Below are 17,446 nucleotides of genomic sequence, written 5' to 3'. Positions count from 1 at the left end.
CTTCATCTTCAGAACATCGGCTGGACGAAGAGCGGGATGTCGCCCGGCCTTCCGTAGACCGGAAGGCGTTCGAGCTTTCCGCTCTGCACGTTCAGCCGGTAGGCCGGCCGCGGTTCCTCAGAGTGGCCCACGCCCGGGATCAGGAGATGCCGGGTGTCCTCCCACACCATGGCGGGACCGCCGAAGTACTCGGGGTCGCAGTCAGGAGGCAGCCACACGATCCTCGGGTTTCGTCCCAGGTCATGGACGTCGAAGAACGTCAGGGCATGCGGGTCGCGGCGCATCGTGTACAGCAGCCGCCCGCCCGGAGCGAGTTCGGCCGACGGGTCGATCGGCAACCGGAGCCGGGTGCCGTCGGCTGCGATGAGCAGCCTCCCGTCCTTGCGGGCGGCGAGGGCCGTGCCGGTGATCGGATCGACCCATTGCAGCAGAACGTCGAGCTGCTCGGGCGCGTGCCCCGGTCGCCACCGCCATGACCGCGGATAGGGCGGGCCGTTGACCGAGGAGCGGTTGACGTAGACCTGTCCTGCGAAGACCCCGATCACCTGGAGCCAGAAGTCGTCCTCCAGGCCCGGCATCGTCTGGGCGCTTCCGTCCGCGAGATCGAGTAGCCGGACCACGTCGTCCCGGGTGCTGATCGCCACGCTGCGGCCGTCTCGGCTGCGCTGCAGCGTCCGGATCGTGTCGCCGAGCATGTGGACTGTGCCGTCGTGCCGGACGAGTTGGGCCCACTGCCAGTTCTCGAAGTCCTCCTTGTCGAACGCTGCCAGGACGACGCCGTAGGGCGTCTCGAGTGCGACGTCGGGCCCGTCCCGTAGGCAGTTGTCCTCCGGGACGAGATCACAGCGGTCGGTCCGGCCGAGGATCCGTGGTTCCCCGTCCCGCCAGACGATCACTCGGCCGTCGCACCGGAACAACCCGGCGCGGGGCGGGTCGGCCGAGCCGAACTCCTCGGCCCCCTCCTCGGGGTACTCCCGACCGGGTGACTCCCACCATTCGTCGGCGTCTTGCCGCTCGAAGAACTCCCCGGCTTCGGCGAGCCGTTCCTCCAACTCCGCTTCCGGGTCGGGATCCTCATGTTCGACCCAGTCCGGGACGGGCGGGAACGTCGCATCGCTGTCGGCGGGCCACTCGTGCCGGGCCTGCTGGGCGTCCAGTGCACGCAGGAGCTCGGTGTCTTCGTCATCGGGGAGGTGGTGCTCGTCCTCACCGCCCTCACCCGCGTCGCTGCCGCCGTATACGAGGTCTTCGTCGTCCCAGCGGCTGCGTGCGGTGAGGGTGATCGGGTCGTCCGGGCCCGGCTGCAGCACGGTAAGCCCTTCTTCCTGGACATAGGGAAGGGCGGAACAGAAATCCTCGACGCTGATCAGGAGACGGTCGGCGAATTCTGCTGCGGTGCCGGTGATGGTGTGTCCCGGGCTCCATGCGGCAAGGGCGTAGACGTCTCCGGCCAGGCTCAGGTGGCCGGCGCGGTGGCGACGCTCGGCGTATTCGGCGCACTGCTCGGAGGCCAGGCCCAGAACATCTCCGGCCGGCGGGGGCGTAGCGGCGACACGGTATCCCTCCGCGTCTGCGTGCAGTAGCCCGGAGGCGACGAGCAGCGCGAAGGATTCACGTAGGTTCGAAGGCAGCGGCACGCCGAGACGCTCGGACAGCTTGCGCCATTTCTTCTTTCTTTTGGCGGTGCCTTCTGCTGCCGCACGCCATTCACGCCGGTTCTCCCGATCGAGGTCCGCGTGACCGGTGGGCAGCGGTTCGGGCACCGTCCACAGGTCGGCGTCCAGCCAGCCTTCCTCCAGTTCTCTGCTGCGCGGCCAGGGCCGGGATTCATACCGGGAGGCCGCGCGCTCCGGACTGATCGGCGCATCGGTGCCGGCTGCCTCCTCCTGCACCGTGCGGTACAGCTGCCAGACACGTTCGGGAAGAGCTTTCCTCCAGTCAGCGGGTACGAGACCGACCGCAGGCGCGCTCCTGGCGAGCCACCGCGGCGGCTCGACCGGCCCGGTCACCCGCCAGAACCGCAGACACCACCGATCCCGCTCGTCCTCACGCCGCAACAACACCCGGACCCGGTACATCCCGGCCCCGTCCAGCTCGAACTTCAGGCCATCGGCCTCGAACGATTCGATGACGCCGGTTCGGCTCGTATAAGGGGTCTCGACCGCCTCGCACCAGGGCTCGTCTTCGGTCGCAGGCGCTGCGGCGTGCAGTTCGAACCGCACCACGGTACGACGCCATGAGCCTGTGCCCTGCAACCATCCATCACCGGCCCTGGCGACCGTTCCGGCGAGCCCCTGCCCGCCGAAGTATCCGGAGCACCCGCCGAGGAGCCCGTCCCCGACATCGGCCGGAGGCCAGGCGTCCGACTGGTGCCCGGCGTCACCGACCTCCAGCGACGACCAGTCGCTCCAGGACGTGGCGCCGTCCACCCCGCGCTGCAAAGTCATGCGCGCAAGCTAGCAACACCGACGGACACATCGATCATGGCGGCGAACAGCGAAACGGCTCATGACGGTGTTCCCGTCAGGGTGCGCGTGATGTGGTCGCTGAGCCGGGGCAGCCAGTCGGGCCGCGCGTTGCCGAGGAGGTGGTCGCCGTGCGGCACGGACAGGTAGATGCCCTGCGGCGCCAGACGGGCCAGGGGCTTGCCGTTCGTCATGCCGGGGATGACGTCCTGGTCGCCGTCCACGACCAGTAGCGGGGCCGCGATGCGGGGTGCCAGGGCGGCGAGGTCCACATGGCGTGCGAACTCTTGGGCGGCGTAGGCACCTCCGGTGCGCTGAGTCATGATGTCCCGTACCGGCGGGGGTAGTTTCTCCCAGTCGAGTAGGTACTCACCCGCTGAGAGGGCTGATCCCGCGTCCTCCGCGCGCTGGAGGTAGTCGTGTCCGGTGCGGAGGAAGGACGGGCCCCAGTCGGCGACAGAGGCGAGGTCATCGGTGACGCGCCGATACTCGTGGGGGTCCACGCCTGCGCTGGTGGCGCGTGTCCGCTGGGCTGCGGCGAATTCGGTGGCGCTCATCGTGCTCCTCCGGTCGGCGGCATCCGTCGGCCGGTCAGGGAACCGGCTGTACGCAGCAGCCGCAGGTCGGTGATCCCGGCCGGGGGAGAGCCGCTTGTGCGCGTCGTTTCTCCCGTGGGAATCAGTCTTCGCATGGAGAGGATGCAACCCTCGCGGCCGCCTCGAAATCCAACAACGGCCGAGCAAGGCCGAAAACTTTCGGTTGTCGCCTATGGCGGAGAGCCGTGGATCTCGACATGGCGCAGGTACGTGCCTTCGTGCGCACTGCCGAGGAACTGCACTTCGGGCGGGCGGCCGGCACGCTCGCCATCTCCCAGCAGGCGCTGTCCAAGAGAATCGCGCGGCTGAGCGCGGACCACCCGCGAGCGGCCCGGCCTCAGATGGGAATGGCCTCTGCGGACAGGCCGGCGTTTTTCGAATGGCCGACTGTCAGGAGACGCGGGTCCGCAGCAGGCAGAATTCGTTGCCTTCCGGGTCGGCGAGCACGTACCAGGACTCCTGGCCGGTCTGCCCGATGTCGGCGGGCCGCGCTCCTGCGGCGAGGAGGCGCTCGAGCTCGGCGTCCTGGTCGCGGTCGGTGGCGTTGAGGTCGAAGTGCAGGCGCAACTTGCCGTTCTTGGGATCCTCGGACCGGCTGAGCAGCAGAGTGGGCTGAAGGCCGCCGGACCCCTCCGGAGGGCCGATCTCGATATCGTCGTCCTCCCTCCCCAGCACTACGAAGCCCAGCACCTCGCACCAGAACCTGGCAAGCCGCTCCGGCTCACGACAATCCAGCACCAACTCTGTAATACGGCAGGCCATGCGCTACCTCTACCCTGATGACGCCACGCCGTACCCGCACTTTCCGCACACCAGGCGCGGCGGTCCCGGGATCGCCCGCGCGGGCGATCTCTGGAACCGCCGTGGTGGTCAGGGCGTCTTGACGGACTCGATCCGCAGTCCGCTCTTGACCTGTTCGGTCCAGTTCTGTTCGTCCCCGGTGCCGATGATCTGGACTATCGCGCCGTCCTTGCACACCATGGGGCCGCGCAGTTCGCCTTCCCGCTCACGGTCGGCGCCGGTGCAGTCGGTCACCCGGCTGATGTACAGGCTCTTGGTCTCAGAGCCCTGAACGGTCAGGCTCGCGACGGGTCCCATCTCGATGGAGTCGTTCGCGCTCCCCAGCTTGACCGTCGCCAACGGATCCCCGGAGACCTCGAGGAAACCCCGGGGGTCGACGGAGAAGGTCAACCGGCGCAGCTCGGGGAACGGGTCGGGGTCCGTCTCGGATTCCAGCTCGCCCAGGCTGACGAACCAGTCCCCGACCCGGATCGCATAGACGTCGATGTCATGCTCGTTACCCGGTTCCTTGGGCTCCTTCCACAGCTCCAGCTGTTGCCCGCTCGCGTCGGTCACGTTTCGGACGTACTGGGAATCAGTCTTGATGGCGGCGGCGGCGTTCAGGCCGATCTCCATGCCGTCGACGTTGTATCCGGTCTCCATCCCGGAGAGCCGGAGACCCAGACCGGAGGGATAGCTGAACCGAACCTCGGTGCCGTCCTGGAGGACCACGGGCACGGTCGTGCGGCCGCCGCTGTGCGTGACGGGAGGCAGGAACGGCTGCATGTCCGGCGGCAGAACAGGTGTGGTGGCCGAAGCGGAAGGGGTGACCAGCGGCTCGACCTCGTCCTTGGAGGTCGTTCCGCCGAAGGGCGCGAAGCCGAAGAGCAGGGCTGCGGCGAGGCCGCCGCCGGCACCGGTGACCAGGGCCTGGCGGCGGCGCCTGAGTTTGCGGGAGGTGCCGTAGACGCGGTTCAGCAGATCGGCCGGGGCGGCCTGGCCGGCCAGGGCGGACAGTTCGTCGCGCAGATCGTTCATCGGGTGAACACCTCCTCTGCCGCCATGAGGCGGCGCAGCCGGGTGAGGGCTTTGGCGGTCTGGCTCTTGACGGTGCCGACCGAGACCTCGAGGAGCCGGGCCGTCTCGGCCTCGGTGCGGTCCTCGAAGAAGCGCAGCACGATCACGGCGCGCTGGCGCGGGGCGAGTCGCAGCAGCGCCCGCCGAAGATCCAGCCGGCCGGCGTGGTCCACGGATGGACCGGCGCGGTCGGTGCCTTCGAGCGGGCTCTCCCGGAACCGGCGGCGCCGCCACCAGCCGACCTGCAGGTGGTACATGGTCTTGCGGGTGTACGCCTCGGCGTTCCCCACCCGGTCGAGCCTGGCCCACGACCTGTGCGTACGGGCCAGCGCCGACTGCACCAGATCCTCGGCCAGCTGCTGATCACCGGTCAGCAGATAGGCCGAGCGAAGCAGTGCCGGAGTCCGTGCTCGGACGAACTCCTCGAACTCTTTGCTCATAGGGGCGACCTCCTGCACCCCTAGATGGGCACATCGCCTCCAATGGTTGCCCACCCCTTCCCGCTTCGTCCCTCGAGCAGCGATTCGGTGATCTTTCCGGCTCCGGCCTCACGTCGGCTATGCACTCGATGTATACGTCGTGTGTATAGTCGGGCGGCATGTCCGTCGGTCTCGCCCTGCTGGGCCTTCTCGAAGCCGGGCCCCGGCACGGGTACGACCTGAAGCGCTCCTATGACGAGCGGTTCGGGCAGGGGCGCGCCCTGCACTACGGGCAGGTCTACTCGACGCTCGCGCGGCTGCTGAAGAACGGCTTCGTGGAGGTGGAGTCCGAGCCCGGGGACGGGCCGGAACGCAAGCGGTACGCGATCACCCCGGCGGGCGTCGCCGATGTGGCCGGGTGGCTGACGCAGCCGGAGAAGCCCGAGCCGTACCTGCAGAGCACCCTCTACACCAAGGTCGTCCTGGCGCTGCTCACCGGGCGGGACGCCGCCGACCTGCTGGACGTCCAGCGTTCCGAGCACCTGCGGCTGATGCGCGAGCTGACCCGCCGCAAGAGCGAAGGCGACCTCGCCGACCAGCTCATCTGCGACCACGCGCTGTTCCATCTCGAGGCCGACCTGCGCTGGCTGGAGCTCACCGCGGCCCGCCTCGAGCAGTTCGCCGCCCACGTCCGCTCCTGACCCCCCGGAGAGCCGCATGACCACCCCCCTGAACGATCCGCTCCTGATCGCCGAGGACCTGCATCTGAGTTTCGGGCCCACCCGGGCGTTGGACTCGGCGTCGCTGCGCGTGCGCGCGGGGGAGGTGCTGGCGCTGATGGGACCGTCGGGGTCCGGCAAGTCCACGCTGCTGCACTGCCTGGCCGGGATCCTCATCCCCGAATCCGGGCGGGTGCTCTTCGCGGGGCGTGACCTGTCGGCGATGTCGGACGCCGAGCGCAGCGCGCTGCGCCGTACCGAGTTCGGGTTCGTCTTCCAGTTCGGGCAGCTGGTGCCGGAGCTGACCTGCCTGGAGAACGTGGCGCTGCCGCTGCGTCTGGCCGGGACGGGCCGTCGCGAGGCGCAGCGGCACGCGGCCGAATGGCTGGAGCGTCTCGAGGTCGCCGATGTGGCGCGCAAGCGTCCCGGACAGGTCTCCGGAGGGCAGGGGCAGCGGGTCGCGGTGGCCCGCGCGCTGGTCACCCGTCCGAAGGTGGTCTTCGCCGACGAGCCGACGGGCGCGCTGGACTCCCTCAACGGGGAGAAGGTGATGCAGCTGCTCGTCTCGGCCGCCCGCCACACCGGCGCCGCGGTGGTGCTGGTCACCCACGAGACGCGGGTCGCCGCGTACTCCGACCGGGAGGCCGTGGTCCGCGACGGCCGCGTCCGCGAGCAGGAGCCCGTCCGATGAGGCGGTGGGGCGCCGAGCTGGCGCTGGGGATGCGGCTGAGCGTGTCGGGCGGCCGTTCGGGCTGGGTCCGGCTCGTCATGATCGCGATCGGGGTGGGGCTCGGGGTGGCGATGCTCCTGGCCGCCGCGACGATCCCGAACCTGATGGCGGCCCGCGACGTCCGGCTCACCGCGCGGACCGTCGAGCTGAACCAGCCGGTTCCCCAGGGCCCCGACACGCTGCTGGTCAACAGCGGCGGGACGGAGTACCGGGGGCGGACGATCAACGGCGAGCTGGTGCGGGCGGAGGGCGACCGTGCTCCGCTGCCGCCCGGCGTGGAAAGGCTGCCGGCCCCGGGCGAGATGGTGGTGTCGCCCGCTCTGGCGGAGCTGCTCGCCTCCGATGAGGGCGCGCTGCTGCGCGGCCGGTGGAACGAGCGGGTGATCGGCATGATCGGCCCCGAAGGGCTGTCCGGGCCCCGCGAGTACTTCTTCTACCTCGGCACCGACCGGCTGACCCGGGACTCCGCCGTCCGAAGCCGGTCGTTCGGCATCGCGCAGAGCCGGGAGGGGGCCATGGCGACGGTGCTGCTGCTCCTGTGCCTGATCGGCCTGGTGGCGTTGCTGCTGCCGGTGGCGGTCTTCCTGACGTCCGCGGTGCGCTTCGGCGGGGAGGGCCGCGACCGCAGGCTCGCCGCGCTGCGGCTGGTCGGCGCGGACGCCGCCATGACCCGCCGGATCGCCGCCGGGGAGACCCTGGTCGGCGCGCTGCTGGGGCTCGTCGTCGGCGGGCTGCTCTTCCTCGCCGCGGGCCTGCTGGCGTACCGGTTCGTGCCCGCGGCCGTCAGCTTCTACTCCGCGGACTTCCGGCCGGTGCCCGCGCTGGCGGCTCTGGTCGTGGTGCTGGTGCCGGTCACCGCGGTGCTGGCCACGGTCTTCGCGCTGCGGCGGGTGGTGGTCGAACCGCTGGGCGTCGTCCGCCGTGCCGACGAGCGCCGGCGGCGGCTGTGGTGGCGACTCTTCCTGCCCGTGGCCGGCCTCGCTCTGCTGTACCCGCTGCGCGACGGGCTCTCCACGCTCTCTTACGGGGACGTGTACCAGGTCATGGCGGGGGTGGCAGCCCTGCTGGCCGGTGTGGCGCTGCTGCTGCCGTGGCTGGTGGAGGCGGTGGTCCACCGGCTGGGAGGCGGAGGCGTCGCCTGGGAACTGGCGGTGCGCCGGCTCCAGCTCGACAGCGGCACGGCCGTGCGGGCGGTCTCCGGCATCGCCGTCTCCGTCGCGGGCGCCATCGCGCTGCAGGGGCTGCTCGCCACCGTCCAGGCCCAGTACACGGTCGAGACGAGGCACGGCACCGACCGTTTCCAGGCCTTGGTGACGCCCAACGACGAGCAGTCCGGGCAGGGCGGACGCTGGAAGGAGGCGCTGGAGAAGACATCCGGAGTCCTCGCGGTCGAACCCTTGACACTGATAATGCCGACGCAGTCGGGCGGCCAAGAGGGCTACGCCGGGCTGCAGATCGGCAGCTGCGCCGTTCTGCAGCAGTTCGCCGAGCTCGGCTCCTGCACGGACGGCGACACCTTCGTCATCTCCGATCCGGGTGTACCGCAGCCCCGCCCCGGTGAGGCCTACTTCCTCGACAGCGCCAGGAGCGAGGCGTCCCGGTGGACGCTGCCGCCCACGGTTCGTACCGTTCCTCCCACACAAGGCGACATACACCGCTCTGGAGCGCCGGCCATCCTGGTCACCCCCAAGGCGTTGAAAGGCGTCCGGACCGACCCGACCTCCGCCGGTCTCTACGTCGCGCTCGACCCCTCCGATCCCGACGCCGTCGAACGGCTCCGCAACACCGTCGCCCGGACGGATCCGACCGCCCATGTCGCCCCGGTCATCGAGCGGACGGTCCTGAGCACCCTGGTGAAGATCAGGCAGGCGCTCCTCGCCGGAGCCACCGCGCTGCTGCTGCTCATCGGCGCGAGCATGCTGGTCAACGTCGCCGAGCAGCTCCGGGAACGGCGCCGGGTGCTCGCCGTGCTGATGGCCTTCGGCACCCGCCGGAGCACCCTGGCCGGATCGGTCCTCTACCAGGTGGCCGTTCCCGTGCTGCTCGGCCTGGCGCTGGCCGTCGCCACCGGCACCGGCCTGGCGGCCATCCTGCAGGCCGCGGCCGAGGTCCCGGTCCAGCCGGACTGGTCCGGTATCGGCGCCACCTCCGGCGCGGCCGTCCTCGTCGTCCTCCTGACGACGGCGGCGAGCCTCCCCCTGCTGTGGCGGCTGACCAGCCCCGGCGGCCTCCGCAGCGAATGACGCCTTCCGCTCGGCCCGAAACGCCCCTAGCCGCGCTCGGGCCAGACCAGGCCCCGGTCGGTCCAGATGACGCCCTTGTTGCGGCACAGGCAGAAGGGGTGGCCGACCGGGTCGGTGTAGACCCGCCAGCCGTAGCCGTCGGGGCCGATGAGGTCCTGCTGCAGCGTCGCGCCGAGGTCGAGGACGCGGCGCTGCTCGGGCTCGATCTCGTCCACTTCGAAGTCGAGGTGGAACTGCTTGGGGTGCGCGCCGTCGGGCCACTGCGGAGCGCGGTAGTCGTCCACCCGGTAGAAGGCCAGTTCGACCTCGCCGAAGGCGATGCCGGCCCAGTGCTCGTCACTGCCGTCCTTGATCGGGCGGCCCGTCAGCTCGGAGTAGAAGGCCGCCAGCTTCATCGTGTCCGGGCAGTCGATGATGAAATCGGTGAATCGCAGCATTTCGCGATCTTGTCACAAGATTGATTCAAGCGAGGCGGGCAACCGGTCGTCGAATGGTCAGTCCATTCCGCGGCGGCCCGGGGTCCAGAAGGGCTTGACCACGATGTCGCGGCGCGGCCAGCCGCGGTCGTTCAGCAGGTGGCGTTTGACGGCTTGGCAGGTTTTGGCCTCGCCGGCGAGGTAGGCGACGGTTCCCGGTACGAGCCCCTCCAGCGAGGCGACGGCCTCCACCAGGCGTTCGGAGTCGTGGGCGGGGGCCGTACCGCGTTCGAGCCACTCCACGTCGCCTTCGATCGGGAGCCGGTCGGCGGGGTCGCCCACCTCCACGACGGCCCGGGTCCGCCCGTCGAGGGACCGCGTCATCGCGCCGAACGCCACCGATGCCGTCTCCTCGCCGACGAACAGGTGACCCGCGGCGCCCTCCCGCACGGTGAACCTGCCTTCGGGGGCCTTGAACATCACCTGGGCGCCGGTCTCCAGTTCCGCGGCCCACCGCGCGCCCGGGCCTTCACCGTGCTCGAACACCCGGAGCTCCAGCGCGTCGCCGTCGTAGTCCCACACCGTGTAGGTGCGCAGCAGGTCCCGGGGGGCCCGCAAGGACAGCTCTCCCACCTGCACCCGCACGTGGTGGCCCGGCTTCCAGTCGAGCCCGCGGGCCCCTTCCAGCCGGACGCGCCGCCATCGGCTCCCGGCGTTCTCGACCGCGGTGGCGGTTCCCCGCTCCAGCAGCCGCTCCAGCACCCACTCGCTACGTCCCATCACAAACCTTCCTCGATATATCTTTAGATCGATTAGAACATATCGATAGAAGGGGTGCTGTCTCTTCTGGAACGAGGTACCGGCCGGGTGTGGCCTGCCCCGGGGCGTTCGGGATCAACGCTGCTCATGGGTGGGCACCCCGATTCCGCGGGCGCGCAGGGAATCGGCGACCTTTCCCAGCAGCCTGAGCAGGTCGCGCCGCTCATCGGGCGTGAAGTCGTCGACAGCGCCGCGGCCGCCGCGTGCGACGGTCCGAGCTCCTGCTCCACCACCCGCCCGGACGGCGGAGGAGTCAGGCGACGTCGGTGGCGGTGCCCTCGGTGAGGCGGAGGAGCTCGTCGTAGGTGGTGGGGAAGACGGTGTGGGGGTGGCCGCCGGCGGCCCAGACGACGGGGTGCTTCGCCAGCCAGGTGTCGACGAGGGTGCGCAGCGGCGCGGGGTGGCCTACGGGGGCGACGCCGCCGATGGGCTGGCCGGTGGCCTCGCGGACGAACTCGGGGGTGGCGCGCTTGACCTTGGCGGCGCCGATGACAGAGGCGACGTGCTTGACGTCGACGCGGTGGGCACCGCTGGTGAGGACGAGCAGGGGAGCGCCGTCGGCGTCGAAGACGAGGCTGTTGGCGATGGCGCCGACCTCGCAGCCGAGGAGGTCCGCGGCGGCCTGGGCGGTGGGTGCGGGCTCGGCGAGTTCCACGATCTGGCCGGCGGCGCCCTTGGCGGTCAGGGCGGCGGCGACGCGTTCGACGTTCGGATGCACGGGCCACAGCCTATCGACGGGGGAAAACGTCCGCCCTTAACATCCGGCCATGAGTGATTTGCCCGATGTGGTCCTCTGGGCCGTTCCCGCGTTCGTGCTGCTGCTGGCACTGGAGGCGGTCTCCTACCGGTTGTGGCCCGACGAGGGCGAACTGGGCTTCGCCGGACGCGACACCGCGACGAGCCTGGCGATGGGACTGGGCAGCCTCGGCTGGGACCTGCTGTGGAGCCTTCCCATCGCGGTCGCCAACGGGCTGCTCTTCGGCTGGCTGTACGACCTGACGCCGTGGACGGTCCCCGTGACGTGGCAGTGGATCGTCGTCGCGGTCTTCGTGACCGACTTCTTCTACTACTGGTCGCACCGGACGCACCACCGCGTTCGAATCCTGTGGGCGTCCCACGTCGTCCACCACTCCAGCCGCCGGTACAACCTCTCGACGGCGCTGCGCCAGCCGTGGACGGGCTTCACCGGCTGGATCTTCTACGTGCCGATGGCCGTCATCGGATTCCATCCGGCCGTGCTGGCCTTTTCCTATGGAGTGAACCTCGTCTACCAGTTCTGGATTCACACCGAACGGATCGGCAAACTGCTGCGGCCCGTCGAGTACGTCTTCAACACGCCGTCCCACCATCGGGTGCACCACGGTTCGCAAGGCTCATACCTGGACCGGAACTACGGCGGCATCGTCATCCTGTGGGACCGGCTGTTCGGGACGTTCACTCCCGAGACCGAACGGGTCGTCTACGGGCTGACGAAGAACATCGGCACGTTCAACCCCCTGCGCGTCGCCTTCCAGGAATACGCGTCGATCGCACGGAACATCAGGTCGGCGCCCGACTGGCGCGGGCGGCTCGGATATGTGTTCGCCGAACCGGGCTGGCGGCCCGATACCAAGAGGAGCGCGTGAGATGGCCCGGATCCTGTTCTTCGTTCTGGGCGCGGCGCACATCCTGGCGCTGATCGTCGAAATCCCCGTCGCGGAGTTCACGACGAAGGCGCTGCTGATGCCGGTGCTCGCGTGGTGGCTGCACCAGCGGGGCGGGCCCGGGCTCATGGTCGCGGGGCTGCTGCTCTCGACCGGGGGAGACGTCGCGCTGGAATTCGACGGGCTCTTCATCGTCGGGATGCTGTTCTTCGCGGCGGCCCACGTCTGTTACGTCGTCTTCTTCGCACGCTCCCGCAAGGCGGAGGGGCGTCTGCGGTGGACGATCCTCGGATCTTTCGGGGTCATGTGGGCGGTGGGCGTCGTCATTCTCTGGCCGGGGCTCGGTTCGCTGCAGATTCCCGTGGCGGTGTACTCGCTTCTGCTGACGGCCACCGCCGCCACCGCGGCTTTGTACGGGGTCCGGACGGGCATCGGCGGCGCATTGTTCCTGGTCTCGGACCTGCTCATCGGTCTCAGCCTCACGGACACGGAAGTGCCGATGCACGGAGTGCTCGTGATGGCGACGTATATGGCGGCGCAGTATCTGCTCGCCTCGGGGACTCTCCGGCGCTCCGAAAGGAGGGTTCCCACACCCGCGTGACCCGTTTTGTCAGACCCGTGTGTTCTCCTCGAAGTACCCGGTTGACCTGGGGTTCGAGTGGATCTCGAACACGTCGATCGAACGTATTGACGATTGATTGACGGTCAGGTTTACTGGGGGCATGTCGAACCGATGTTCGACATGGTGTGGGACTCGCGGCCCGCACTGGAGCACGGGTGGACCGGAGGCAGCGCACCGCCGGTCCACACCGGTCCCGGGCAGGGGGAGGGGAAGCCCCTTGCCCGGGCCGGACGCTCCGGAGTGCGGACGCGAGTGATCGTCCCAGGTGAGGCCGGTCGGCCGCGCCTGGCGAAAGGAGGCCACGCAATGACCGTGCACCCCATGCCCCCCGGCCGCCCGTCCCCCCGGACCGTTCCGGCCGCGCAGAACCTGCTCCGCCTCGCCCGCCAGCTGCTGGCGGACGCCGCGGAGGCCACCCACCCCAACATCCGCTACTCCACCGCCCACCTGGCCGCGCTCCGCGCCGCCGCGGCGGTCCTGGCCGTCCGTGAGCCCGCGTCCGCCCCCCGCCGCGGCCGCCCCCGCAGCGCCTGGGTCCTCCTGGCCGCGGCCGAGCCCCTTCTCGCCGAGTGGGCCGCGTTCTTCGCCGCCGGCGCCGACAAGCGCGCCGCGGCCGAGGCGGGCCTCCCGGACGCCGCCACCCCCGCCGACGCCGACGCCCTCCTCCACGACGCCGGTCTCTTCGTCGCCCTGGTGGAGGACACCCTGGGCATCTCCACGCAGCAGTCACTCCCCATGACCGGCTGACCCGCCCCTTCCCCGCAGAGCGGCCGCCCCGGCCCGGGGAGCGACCGACACCTCCATGGGACGCATCAGACGGCATCCTCGACAGGCCCGCATCACCCGTCTGAAGACCGCGCCCGTCGCCATCCCCGATGACGCCACGGCTCGACCAGGCCGTGTCTCTTCCGGGAGCGGTCGGCATCCCTGCGGCACGCACTCGTACGGCGGTCGGCAGGTCAGGCGCGGACCTGTTCCCTTGTGATGCGATCCGGGCCGTCCCTCGGCTCGGCCACGGGCCTTCGGGGTCGAGATCGCAAGGCCGGGTGCGACCCGCGACTCCGCGGCTACGTCCTTGAAGCCGCCGACGGCCCTCCTCCGGCCGGCTGACGGGTCGGGACGGCGTAGCGCCTCGCCTTCTCCGGGCAGGGTGCTCCCGGCGACGATGCCGGGCCGGTGCCGCCTTGATGTCATCCGTCATCGTGCGGGCTGCTTCCCGGTCGGGCCCGTTCTTCGCAGGTGCACGCCACACGGATCCGTGCTGTGCGGCCCGCCTCGCCCTCGGCCGGACGGCCATGGTCTTGCTGGACCCCTCCGGGCGGATGCCGCCTCCGGCCCACCGGCAGGGCCTCGATGGCGCGTGGTCCCGGATGAATGGCATCCAAACAATCCGCCGCCGACCCGGGCGCATTTATTGCAATTGAATAAGAAGAACTCTCGTCTTCAGGTAAACGCAAAGCCGGGCAAACTAATGAATACTTTGGCGATATTGACGCGGATTGTCTCGGTCGTTTTATCCTGAAATTGCAGGACCTTCGACAGAGAGGAAGACGACATGAAAGCAGCGAAGCGTGCGGCTCTGCTGAGCCCGGTGCTCCTTGCCGCTCTCGCCACCTCGCCTGCTCACGCCACCTCCGACACGGCCGCTCGGGGCTCGTCGAGCTCGGCGGCGGCCAGTGCCCACGCCCTGCCCTTCGACCCCTATGACCGGGGCTACCGGGACGGCTTCCGGCAGGGAGTCCGGGACGGCCGCAAGGACTGCACCAGGAGCTTCGGCGACAAGAACCGGAGCTTCAACCAGAAGCCCAACAGGTACACGCGAGGCTACATAAAGGGATACAAGAAGGGTTACTTCACCGTCTGCGACGACTGACCGAAGAATATTCGCCTGAATATATCCAAGGAAGTCTGCTGCCGGCCACGGTGTCGTCACCGTGGCCGGCGGTTCGTGATCAGCGGACCGTCTATGCGGCACCTCGTGCGGGCCGTATGGCCCCGTCAGCGTTCGGAGGACTCGACGTGGTCGAGGAATCCGGCTACGTCGTCGGGAGTCCGGAGCACATGAAGGTCGGCGGTGCCTGCGTGTTCGGCGATGGCGGCCAGGACGCCGGGAAGGCTGCGGTACCGGTAGGCGAGGACCCAGCGCCAGAAGGCCGCGTTCTCGCAGGATCGGCGCAGGGCGCGCCAGGCGCAGCGCCAGAGCGGGAAGTCCAGCACGATCACGGTGTCGGCGGCGCGCAGCCGGACGTCGAGAACGTCGTAAGGGCCGAGGTCGCCGTCGAGGATCCACCGGCCGCCGCTGGTGAGCCGGTGCTGGATCGCCCTCCACCGGTCCTCGGGAACAGGGGTCAGGTCAGGCGACCAGAAGTGCCGGTCCAACTCGATGACGGGCAGCGCAAGGGCGGTCCCGAGACGGAAGGCGAGTGTGGACTTGCCCGCGCCGCCGCGTCCGAGGACGACGATCCTCTCCATCCCGCCAGTGTCTCCCCCTTCCGGTATCGGCACTATCGCCATGTCAAGTCGGGCAGGGTGCCGGACGCCGGATGCCGCTGAGCCGGTGCTCGGGGTAGGGATCGCTCTCCGGGGTGTTCCCTCCCGGTGGGTGACCGCCGGGAGGGAGGGCGGTGGGGGGTTATGGCACTCTAATCCGGCTATGGGGTCATTTGGGGCTGGCCGGCCGGTGGTGCCGCTGCTGGCGTTTCTGGGGGCGATGGCGTATTCGCTGCCGATGGCGGTGATGACGCCGGCGCTGCCCGATCTCCAGGCGGAGATGGGGACGAGCGCGGCGGGGGCCGCGTGGAGCGTCACGGGGATGGTGCTGAGCGCCTCGGTGGCGACGCCGGTGGCGGGGCGGCTGGGGGACCTGCTGGGGGCGCGGCGGGTGCTGCTGTGGGTGCTGGCGATCGGGCTCGCGGGGCAGGTCGTGTCGGCGGTGGCGGGGAGCCTGCCGGTGCTGCTGGCGGGGCGGGTTCTGGCGGGGGTCGGCAGCGGGGTGTTCCCCCTCGCCTACACGATCATCCGGAAGGGGTACCCGCCGGAGCGGGCGGCGTCGGCCATCGGGCTGATGTCGGCGATGCTCGGGCTGGGCGGGGTGCTGTCGTGGGTGATCGCCGGGCCGGTGATCGACCACCTCGGGTGGCGGTGGCTGATCTGGGTGCCGGCCGTGATCCTGCTGCCTGGAACGTTCCTGGCCCGGTGGGCGCTGCCGTCGATCGCGGGGGAGCCCGGCAGGGGAGTCGACTGGTGGGGGGCGCTGCTCTTCGGCGGCTGGCTCACCGCCGCCCTCACCGCGCTCACCCAGGGCTCGTCGTGGGGCTGGACGTCCGGCCCGGTGCTGGGCCTGCTGGCGGGCGCCGCCGCGGGCGCGGCGGTGTGGGCCTACGTCGAGGCCAGGGTGACCGACCCGCTGGTCGACCTGAGGCTGATGCGGCTGCGCGGCGTCTGGACCGCCAACCTCGGCTCGCTGCTGGCGGGGTTCTGCCTGATGGCGGCGGGACTGCTCTTCCCCCTGCTGATCCAGATGCCGGAGAAGGAGGGTTTCGGGTTCGGCGGCACCGCCACCGACACCGCGGTGGTCGCGCTGCCCGCCGGCATCGCGATGACGCTCATGGGCCTGGTCAACGGCAGGCTCGACCGGCGCTTCGGGGGACGGGCCGTCCTGGCGGCGGGAGCGGTGCTCACCGCGGTCGGGTACGTGATCCTGATCTTCTGGCACACCGAGCTGTGGCAGCTCGTGGCCGCCAACGCGCTGCGGGGCTCCGGGCTGGGCATGGCGTATGCGGCCGTGGCGACGCTCGTCGTGGCGGCCGTCCCGGTCTCCCAGACGGGCGCGGCGAGCGGCGTCAACACGCTGCTGCGGACGGTCGGGGCGGGCCTGGGCACCCAGCTGACGGCGATCCTGGTGGCCGCCTACTCGCTGACGCGGCCGGGATTCGTGCTGGCCTTCACGGTCTGTGCCGTCCTGTCGCTGGGCCTGCTGGCCGTGGCGCTGCTGGCGCCACGCCGCGTGAAGGCCGACCCCGCGGCCCGTCCGGCCGACGAGGGGCCGCCCACGGCCTTCTGAGCGGGGCCGGGGACGGGTGCGGACGGAAAGCCGTAAGCCCGGTCCTCGCCGAGGACCGGGCCACAAGACGTCACCCCCGGGGGAGGGGTCAGAAGCTCTCGACGGCGCGGCGCGCCTCCGGGTCGAGCACGCCCCAGTTGATGAGCTCCTCGGTCAGCTCGGTCGGGGACTTGTCGTAGATCACGGCAAGGGAGCGCAGGTCCTCCTGCCGGATCGACAGGACCTTCCCGTTGTAGTCGCCCCGCTGTGACTGGATCGTCGCGGCGTAGCGGGCGAGGGGCCCTGCCTTGTCCTTCGGAAGCTGGGCGAGGCGCTCCAGGTCGATGACGAGCTTCGGCGTCGGGCCCAGGGGGCTCGGCGCGGCGCCGCCGGGGAGCAGCTCGTTGACGGGCACGCCGTAGAACTCGGCGAGCTCGTTCAGCTTCTGGACGGTGACGGCGCGGTCGCCCCGCTCGTACGAACCGACGACGACGGCCTTCCAGCGGCCACGGGACTTCTCCTCCACACCGTGTAGGGACAACCCTTGCTGGGTACGGATGGCGCGAAGCCTCGCGCCCAGAGCCTTTGCGTATTCAGACGGCATCTTTGCGGCCCCCAGGCTCACTCGTTAGTCGGACGTCGGCTCAGGGCGGTCCGGGGTCCCAATGAATTCGGGTGACCACCCTGAGTATGGTTACGGACAGTGACGGTAAAACGGAGACGGCCAAAGGTCAAGCTGTTCGGAAAAATCAGGTCGAACCTGTCACTGCATCCTGACCCTCCGTCGAAGGGATAAGCGCCGTCCCCGAGGGCTTCGTCACACCCTCCGGAGCCGGGTGTGACCCCTCTCACCTGCTCTTATGAAGGGTACGGGC

At 70.1% G+C, this 17,446-nt stretch carries 18 protein-coding genes and 1 pseudogene; 9 read left to right on the top strand and 10 right to left on the bottom strand.

Annotated features, from left to right (window positions below):
* Positions 1-8 precede the first annotated feature (8 nt).
* Complete coding sequence (locus ABD327_RS25220) at positions 9-2,447, bottom strand: DUF6042 family protein (protein WP_344453354.1); 2,439 nt, start codon at positions 2,445-2,447, stop codon at positions 9-11.
* Positions 2,448-2,506: 59 nt separating this feature from the next.
* On the bottom strand, positions 2,507-3,022 hold the full coding sequence (locus ABD327_RS25215; protein ID WP_344453352.1) for an alpha/beta fold hydrolase: 516 nt from the start codon (positions 3,020-3,022) through the stop codon (positions 2,507-2,509).
* Between the two features lie 236 nt (positions 3,023-3,258).
* On the opposite strand from ABD327_RS25215, the pseudogene ABD327_RS25210 reads away from it, so the two are divergent.
* Positions 3,259-3,360: pseudogene (locus ABD327_RS25210) on the top strand (LysR family transcriptional regulator); the annotation flags it as partial.
* A gap of 91 nt (positions 3,361-3,451) precedes the next feature.
* Here ABD327_RS25210 and ABD327_RS25205 read toward each other — a convergent pair.
* The 3 genes from ABD327_RS25205 to ABD327_RS25195 all read right to left on the bottom strand — a co-directional run bounded on the left by ABD327_RS25205 (position 3,452) and on the right by ABD327_RS25195 (position 5,358).
* Positions 3,452-3,823, bottom strand: coding sequence for a VOC family protein (locus ABD327_RS25205; RefSeq protein WP_344453350.1), 372 nt, complete (start codon positions 3,821-3,823; stop codon positions 3,452-3,454).
* Between the two features lie 108 nt (positions 3,824-3,931).
* Positions 3,932-4,879 carry a hypothetical protein gene (locus ABD327_RS25200; protein ID WP_344453348.1) on the bottom strand — a complete coding sequence of 316 codons (948 nt, stop codon included), beginning with the start codon at positions 4,877-4,879 and terminating at the stop codon, positions 3,932-3,934.
* Complete coding sequence (locus ABD327_RS25195) at positions 4,876-5,358, bottom strand: SigE family RNA polymerase sigma factor (protein ID WP_344453346.1); 483 nt, start codon at positions 5,356-5,358, stop codon at positions 4,876-4,878. The genes ABD327_RS25200 and ABD327_RS25195 overlap by 4 nt, the downstream gene beginning before the upstream one ends.
* A gap of 158 nt (positions 5,359-5,516) precedes the next feature.
* Between ABD327_RS25195 and ABD327_RS25190 the strand changes: the two genes are divergently transcribed.
* From ABD327_RS25190 to ABD327_RS25180, 3 genes are read left to right on the top strand one after another with little or no spacing between them, the layout of a single operon-like run.
* Positions 5,517-6,038 (top strand): PadR family transcriptional regulator, encoded by a 522-nt coding sequence (locus tag ABD327_RS25190; protein WP_344453343.1) that lies wholly within the window; start codon positions 5,517-5,519, stop codon positions 6,036-6,038.
* Between the two features lie 16 nt (positions 6,039-6,054).
* Positions 6,055-6,747: an ABC transporter ATP-binding protein gene (locus ABD327_RS25185; RefSeq protein ID WP_344453340.1), complete on the top strand. Its 693-nt coding sequence runs from the start codon at positions 6,055-6,057 to the stop codon at positions 6,745-6,747.
* On the top strand, positions 6,744-9,029 hold the full coding sequence (locus ABD327_RS25180) for an ABC transporter permease (protein WP_344453337.1): 2,286 nt from the start codon (positions 6,744-6,746) through the stop codon (positions 9,027-9,029). Before ABD327_RS25185 ends, ABD327_RS25180 begins: the two co-directional genes overlap by 4 nt.
* Before the next feature lie 26 nt (positions 9,030-9,055).
* Here ABD327_RS25180 and ABD327_RS25175 read toward each other — a convergent pair whose 3' ends face one another.
* The 3 genes from ABD327_RS25175 to ABD327_RS25165 form a co-directional block, all read right to left on the bottom strand.
* Positions 9,056-9,466 carry a VOC family protein gene (locus ABD327_RS25175; protein ID WP_344453335.1) on the bottom strand — a complete coding sequence of 137 codons (411 nt, stop codon included), beginning with the start codon at positions 9,464-9,466 and terminating at the stop codon, positions 9,056-9,058.
* A gap of 57 nt (positions 9,467-9,523) precedes the next feature.
* Complete coding sequence (locus tag ABD327_RS25170) at positions 9,524-10,225, bottom strand: siderophore-interacting protein (RefSeq protein ID WP_344453333.1); 702 nt, start codon at positions 10,223-10,225, stop codon at positions 9,524-9,526.
* 292 nt (positions 10,226-10,517) lie between these two features.
* Complete coding sequence (locus ABD327_RS25165) at positions 10,518-10,982, bottom strand: YbaK/EbsC family protein (protein ID WP_344453331.1); 465 nt, start codon at positions 10,980-10,982, stop codon at positions 10,518-10,520.
* A gap of 49 nt (positions 10,983-11,031) precedes the next feature.
* Between ABD327_RS25165 and ABD327_RS25160 the strand changes: the two genes are divergently transcribed.
* The 4 genes from ABD327_RS25160 (at position 11,032) to ABD327_RS25145 (ending at position 14,402) form a co-directional block, all read left to right on the top strand.
* Positions 11,032-11,889 (top strand): sterol desaturase family protein, encoded by an 858-nt coding sequence (locus ABD327_RS25160; RefSeq protein ID WP_344453329.1) that lies wholly within the window; start codon positions 11,032-11,034, stop codon positions 11,887-11,889.
* Between the two features lies 1 nt (position 11,890).
* A complete protein-coding gene (locus ABD327_RS25155) occupies positions 11,891-12,508 on the top strand; it encodes a lysoplasmalogenase (protein WP_344453327.1) in 618 nt (205 codons plus the stop codon).
* Between the two features lie 327 nt (positions 12,509-12,835).
* Positions 12,836-13,276: an SAV_6107 family HEPN domain-containing protein gene (locus ABD327_RS25150; RefSeq protein ID WP_344453325.1), complete on the top strand. Its 441-nt coding sequence runs from the start codon at positions 12,836-12,838 to the stop codon at positions 13,274-13,276.
* A gap of 808 nt (positions 13,277-14,084) precedes the next feature.
* A complete protein-coding gene (locus ABD327_RS25145) occupies positions 14,085-14,402 on the top strand; it encodes a hypothetical protein (protein ID WP_344453323.1) in 318 nt (105 codons plus the stop codon).
* 125 nt (positions 14,403-14,527) lie between these two features.
* On the opposite strand, the gene ABD327_RS25140 is transcribed toward ABD327_RS25145, so the two are convergent.
* Positions 14,528-15,001, bottom strand: coding sequence for a P-loop NTPase family protein (locus tag ABD327_RS25140; RefSeq protein ID WP_344453321.1), 474 nt, complete (start codon positions 14,999-15,001; stop codon positions 14,528-14,530).
* 238 nt (positions 15,002-15,239) lie between these two features.
* Between ABD327_RS25140 and ABD327_RS25135 the strand changes: the two genes are divergently transcribed.
* Positions 15,240-16,592, top strand: coding sequence for an MFS transporter (locus ABD327_RS25135; RefSeq protein ID WP_344453319.1), 1,353 nt, complete (start codon positions 15,240-15,242; stop codon positions 16,590-16,592).
* An 88-nt stretch (positions 16,593-16,680) separates the two neighbouring features.
* On the opposite strand, the gene bldD is transcribed toward ABD327_RS25135, so the two are convergent.
* The gene (bldD, locus tag ABD327_RS25130) at positions 16,681-17,175 is read right to left on the bottom strand and encodes a transcriptional regulator BldD (RefSeq protein WP_344453317.1); all 495 of its coding nucleotides are present in this window, start codon (positions 17,173-17,175) and stop codon (positions 16,681-16,683) included.
* Positions 17,176-17,446: the final 271 nt, after the last annotated feature.

Source organism: Actinocorallia aurantiaca, assembly GCF_039533685.1.
Taxonomy (GTDB): Bacteria; Actinomycetota; Actinomycetes; order Streptosporangiales; family Streptosporangiaceae; genus Actinocorallia; species Actinocorallia aurantiaca.
Note: the sequence above shows the minus strand (reverse complement) of the source record. Positions and strands in the feature narration are given on the sequence as shown.

Excerpts from the sequence above, each read along its gene's own strand:
- ABD327_RS25220 (WP_344453354.1), bottom strand. The coding sequence starts at position 2,447 with ATGACTTTGCAGCGCGGGGTGGACGGCGCCACGTCCTGGAGCGACTGG.
- ABD327_RS25215 (WP_344453352.1), bottom strand. The coding sequence starts at position 3,022 with ATGAGCGCCACCGAATTCGCCGCAGCCCAGCGGACACGCGCCACCAGC.
- ABD327_RS25205 (WP_344453350.1), bottom strand. The coding sequence starts at position 3,823 with ATGGCCTGCCGTATTACAGAGTTGGTGCTGGATTGTCGTGAGCCGGAG.
- ABD327_RS25200 (WP_344453348.1), bottom strand. The coding sequence starts at position 4,879 with ATGAACGATCTGCGCGACGAACTGTCCGCCCTGGCCGGCCAGGCCGCC.
- ABD327_RS25195 (WP_344453346.1), bottom strand. The coding sequence starts at position 5,358 with ATGAGCAAAGAGTTCGAGGAGTTCGTCCGAGCACGGACTCCGGCACTG.
- ABD327_RS25190 (WP_344453343.1), top strand. The coding sequence starts at position 5,517 with ATGTCCGTCGGTCTCGCCCTGCTGGGCCTTCTCGAAGCCGGGCCCCGG.
- ABD327_RS25185 (WP_344453340.1), top strand. The coding sequence starts at position 6,055 with ATGACCACCCCCCTGAACGATCCGCTCCTGATCGCCGAGGACCTGCAT.
- ABD327_RS25180 (WP_344453337.1), top strand. The coding sequence starts at position 6,744 with ATGAGGCGGTGGGGCGCCGAGCTGGCGCTGGGGATGCGGCTGAGCGTG.
- ABD327_RS25175 (WP_344453335.1), bottom strand. The coding sequence starts at position 9,466 with ATGCTGCGATTCACCGATTTCATCATCGACTGCCCGGACACGATGAAG.
- ABD327_RS25170 (WP_344453333.1), bottom strand. The coding sequence starts at position 10,225 with ATGGGACGTAGCGAGTGGGTGCTGGAGCGGCTGCTGGAGCGGGGAACC.
- ABD327_RS25160 (WP_344453329.1), top strand. The coding sequence starts at position 11,032 with ATGAGTGATTTGCCCGATGTGGTCCTCTGGGCCGTTCCCGCGTTCGTG.
- ABD327_RS25155 (WP_344453327.1), top strand. The coding sequence starts at position 11,891 with ATGGCCCGGATCCTGTTCTTCGTTCTGGGCGCGGCGCACATCCTGGCG.
- ABD327_RS25150 (WP_344453325.1), top strand. The coding sequence starts at position 12,836 with ATGACCGTGCACCCCATGCCCCCCGGCCGCCCGTCCCCCCGGACCGTT.
- ABD327_RS25145 (WP_344453323.1), top strand. The coding sequence starts at position 14,085 with ATGAAAGCAGCGAAGCGTGCGGCTCTGCTGAGCCCGGTGCTCCTTGCC.
- ABD327_RS25140 (WP_344453321.1), bottom strand. The coding sequence starts at position 15,001 with ATGGAGAGGATCGTCGTCCTCGGACGCGGCGGCGCGGGCAAGTCCACA.
- ABD327_RS25135 (WP_344453319.1), top strand. The coding sequence starts at position 15,240 with ATGGCGTATTCGCTGCCGATGGCGGTGATGACGCCGGCGCTGCCCGAT.
- bldD (WP_344453317.1), bottom strand. The coding sequence starts at position 17,175 with ATGCCGTCTGAATACGCAAAGGCTCTGGGCGCGAGGCTTCGCGCCATC.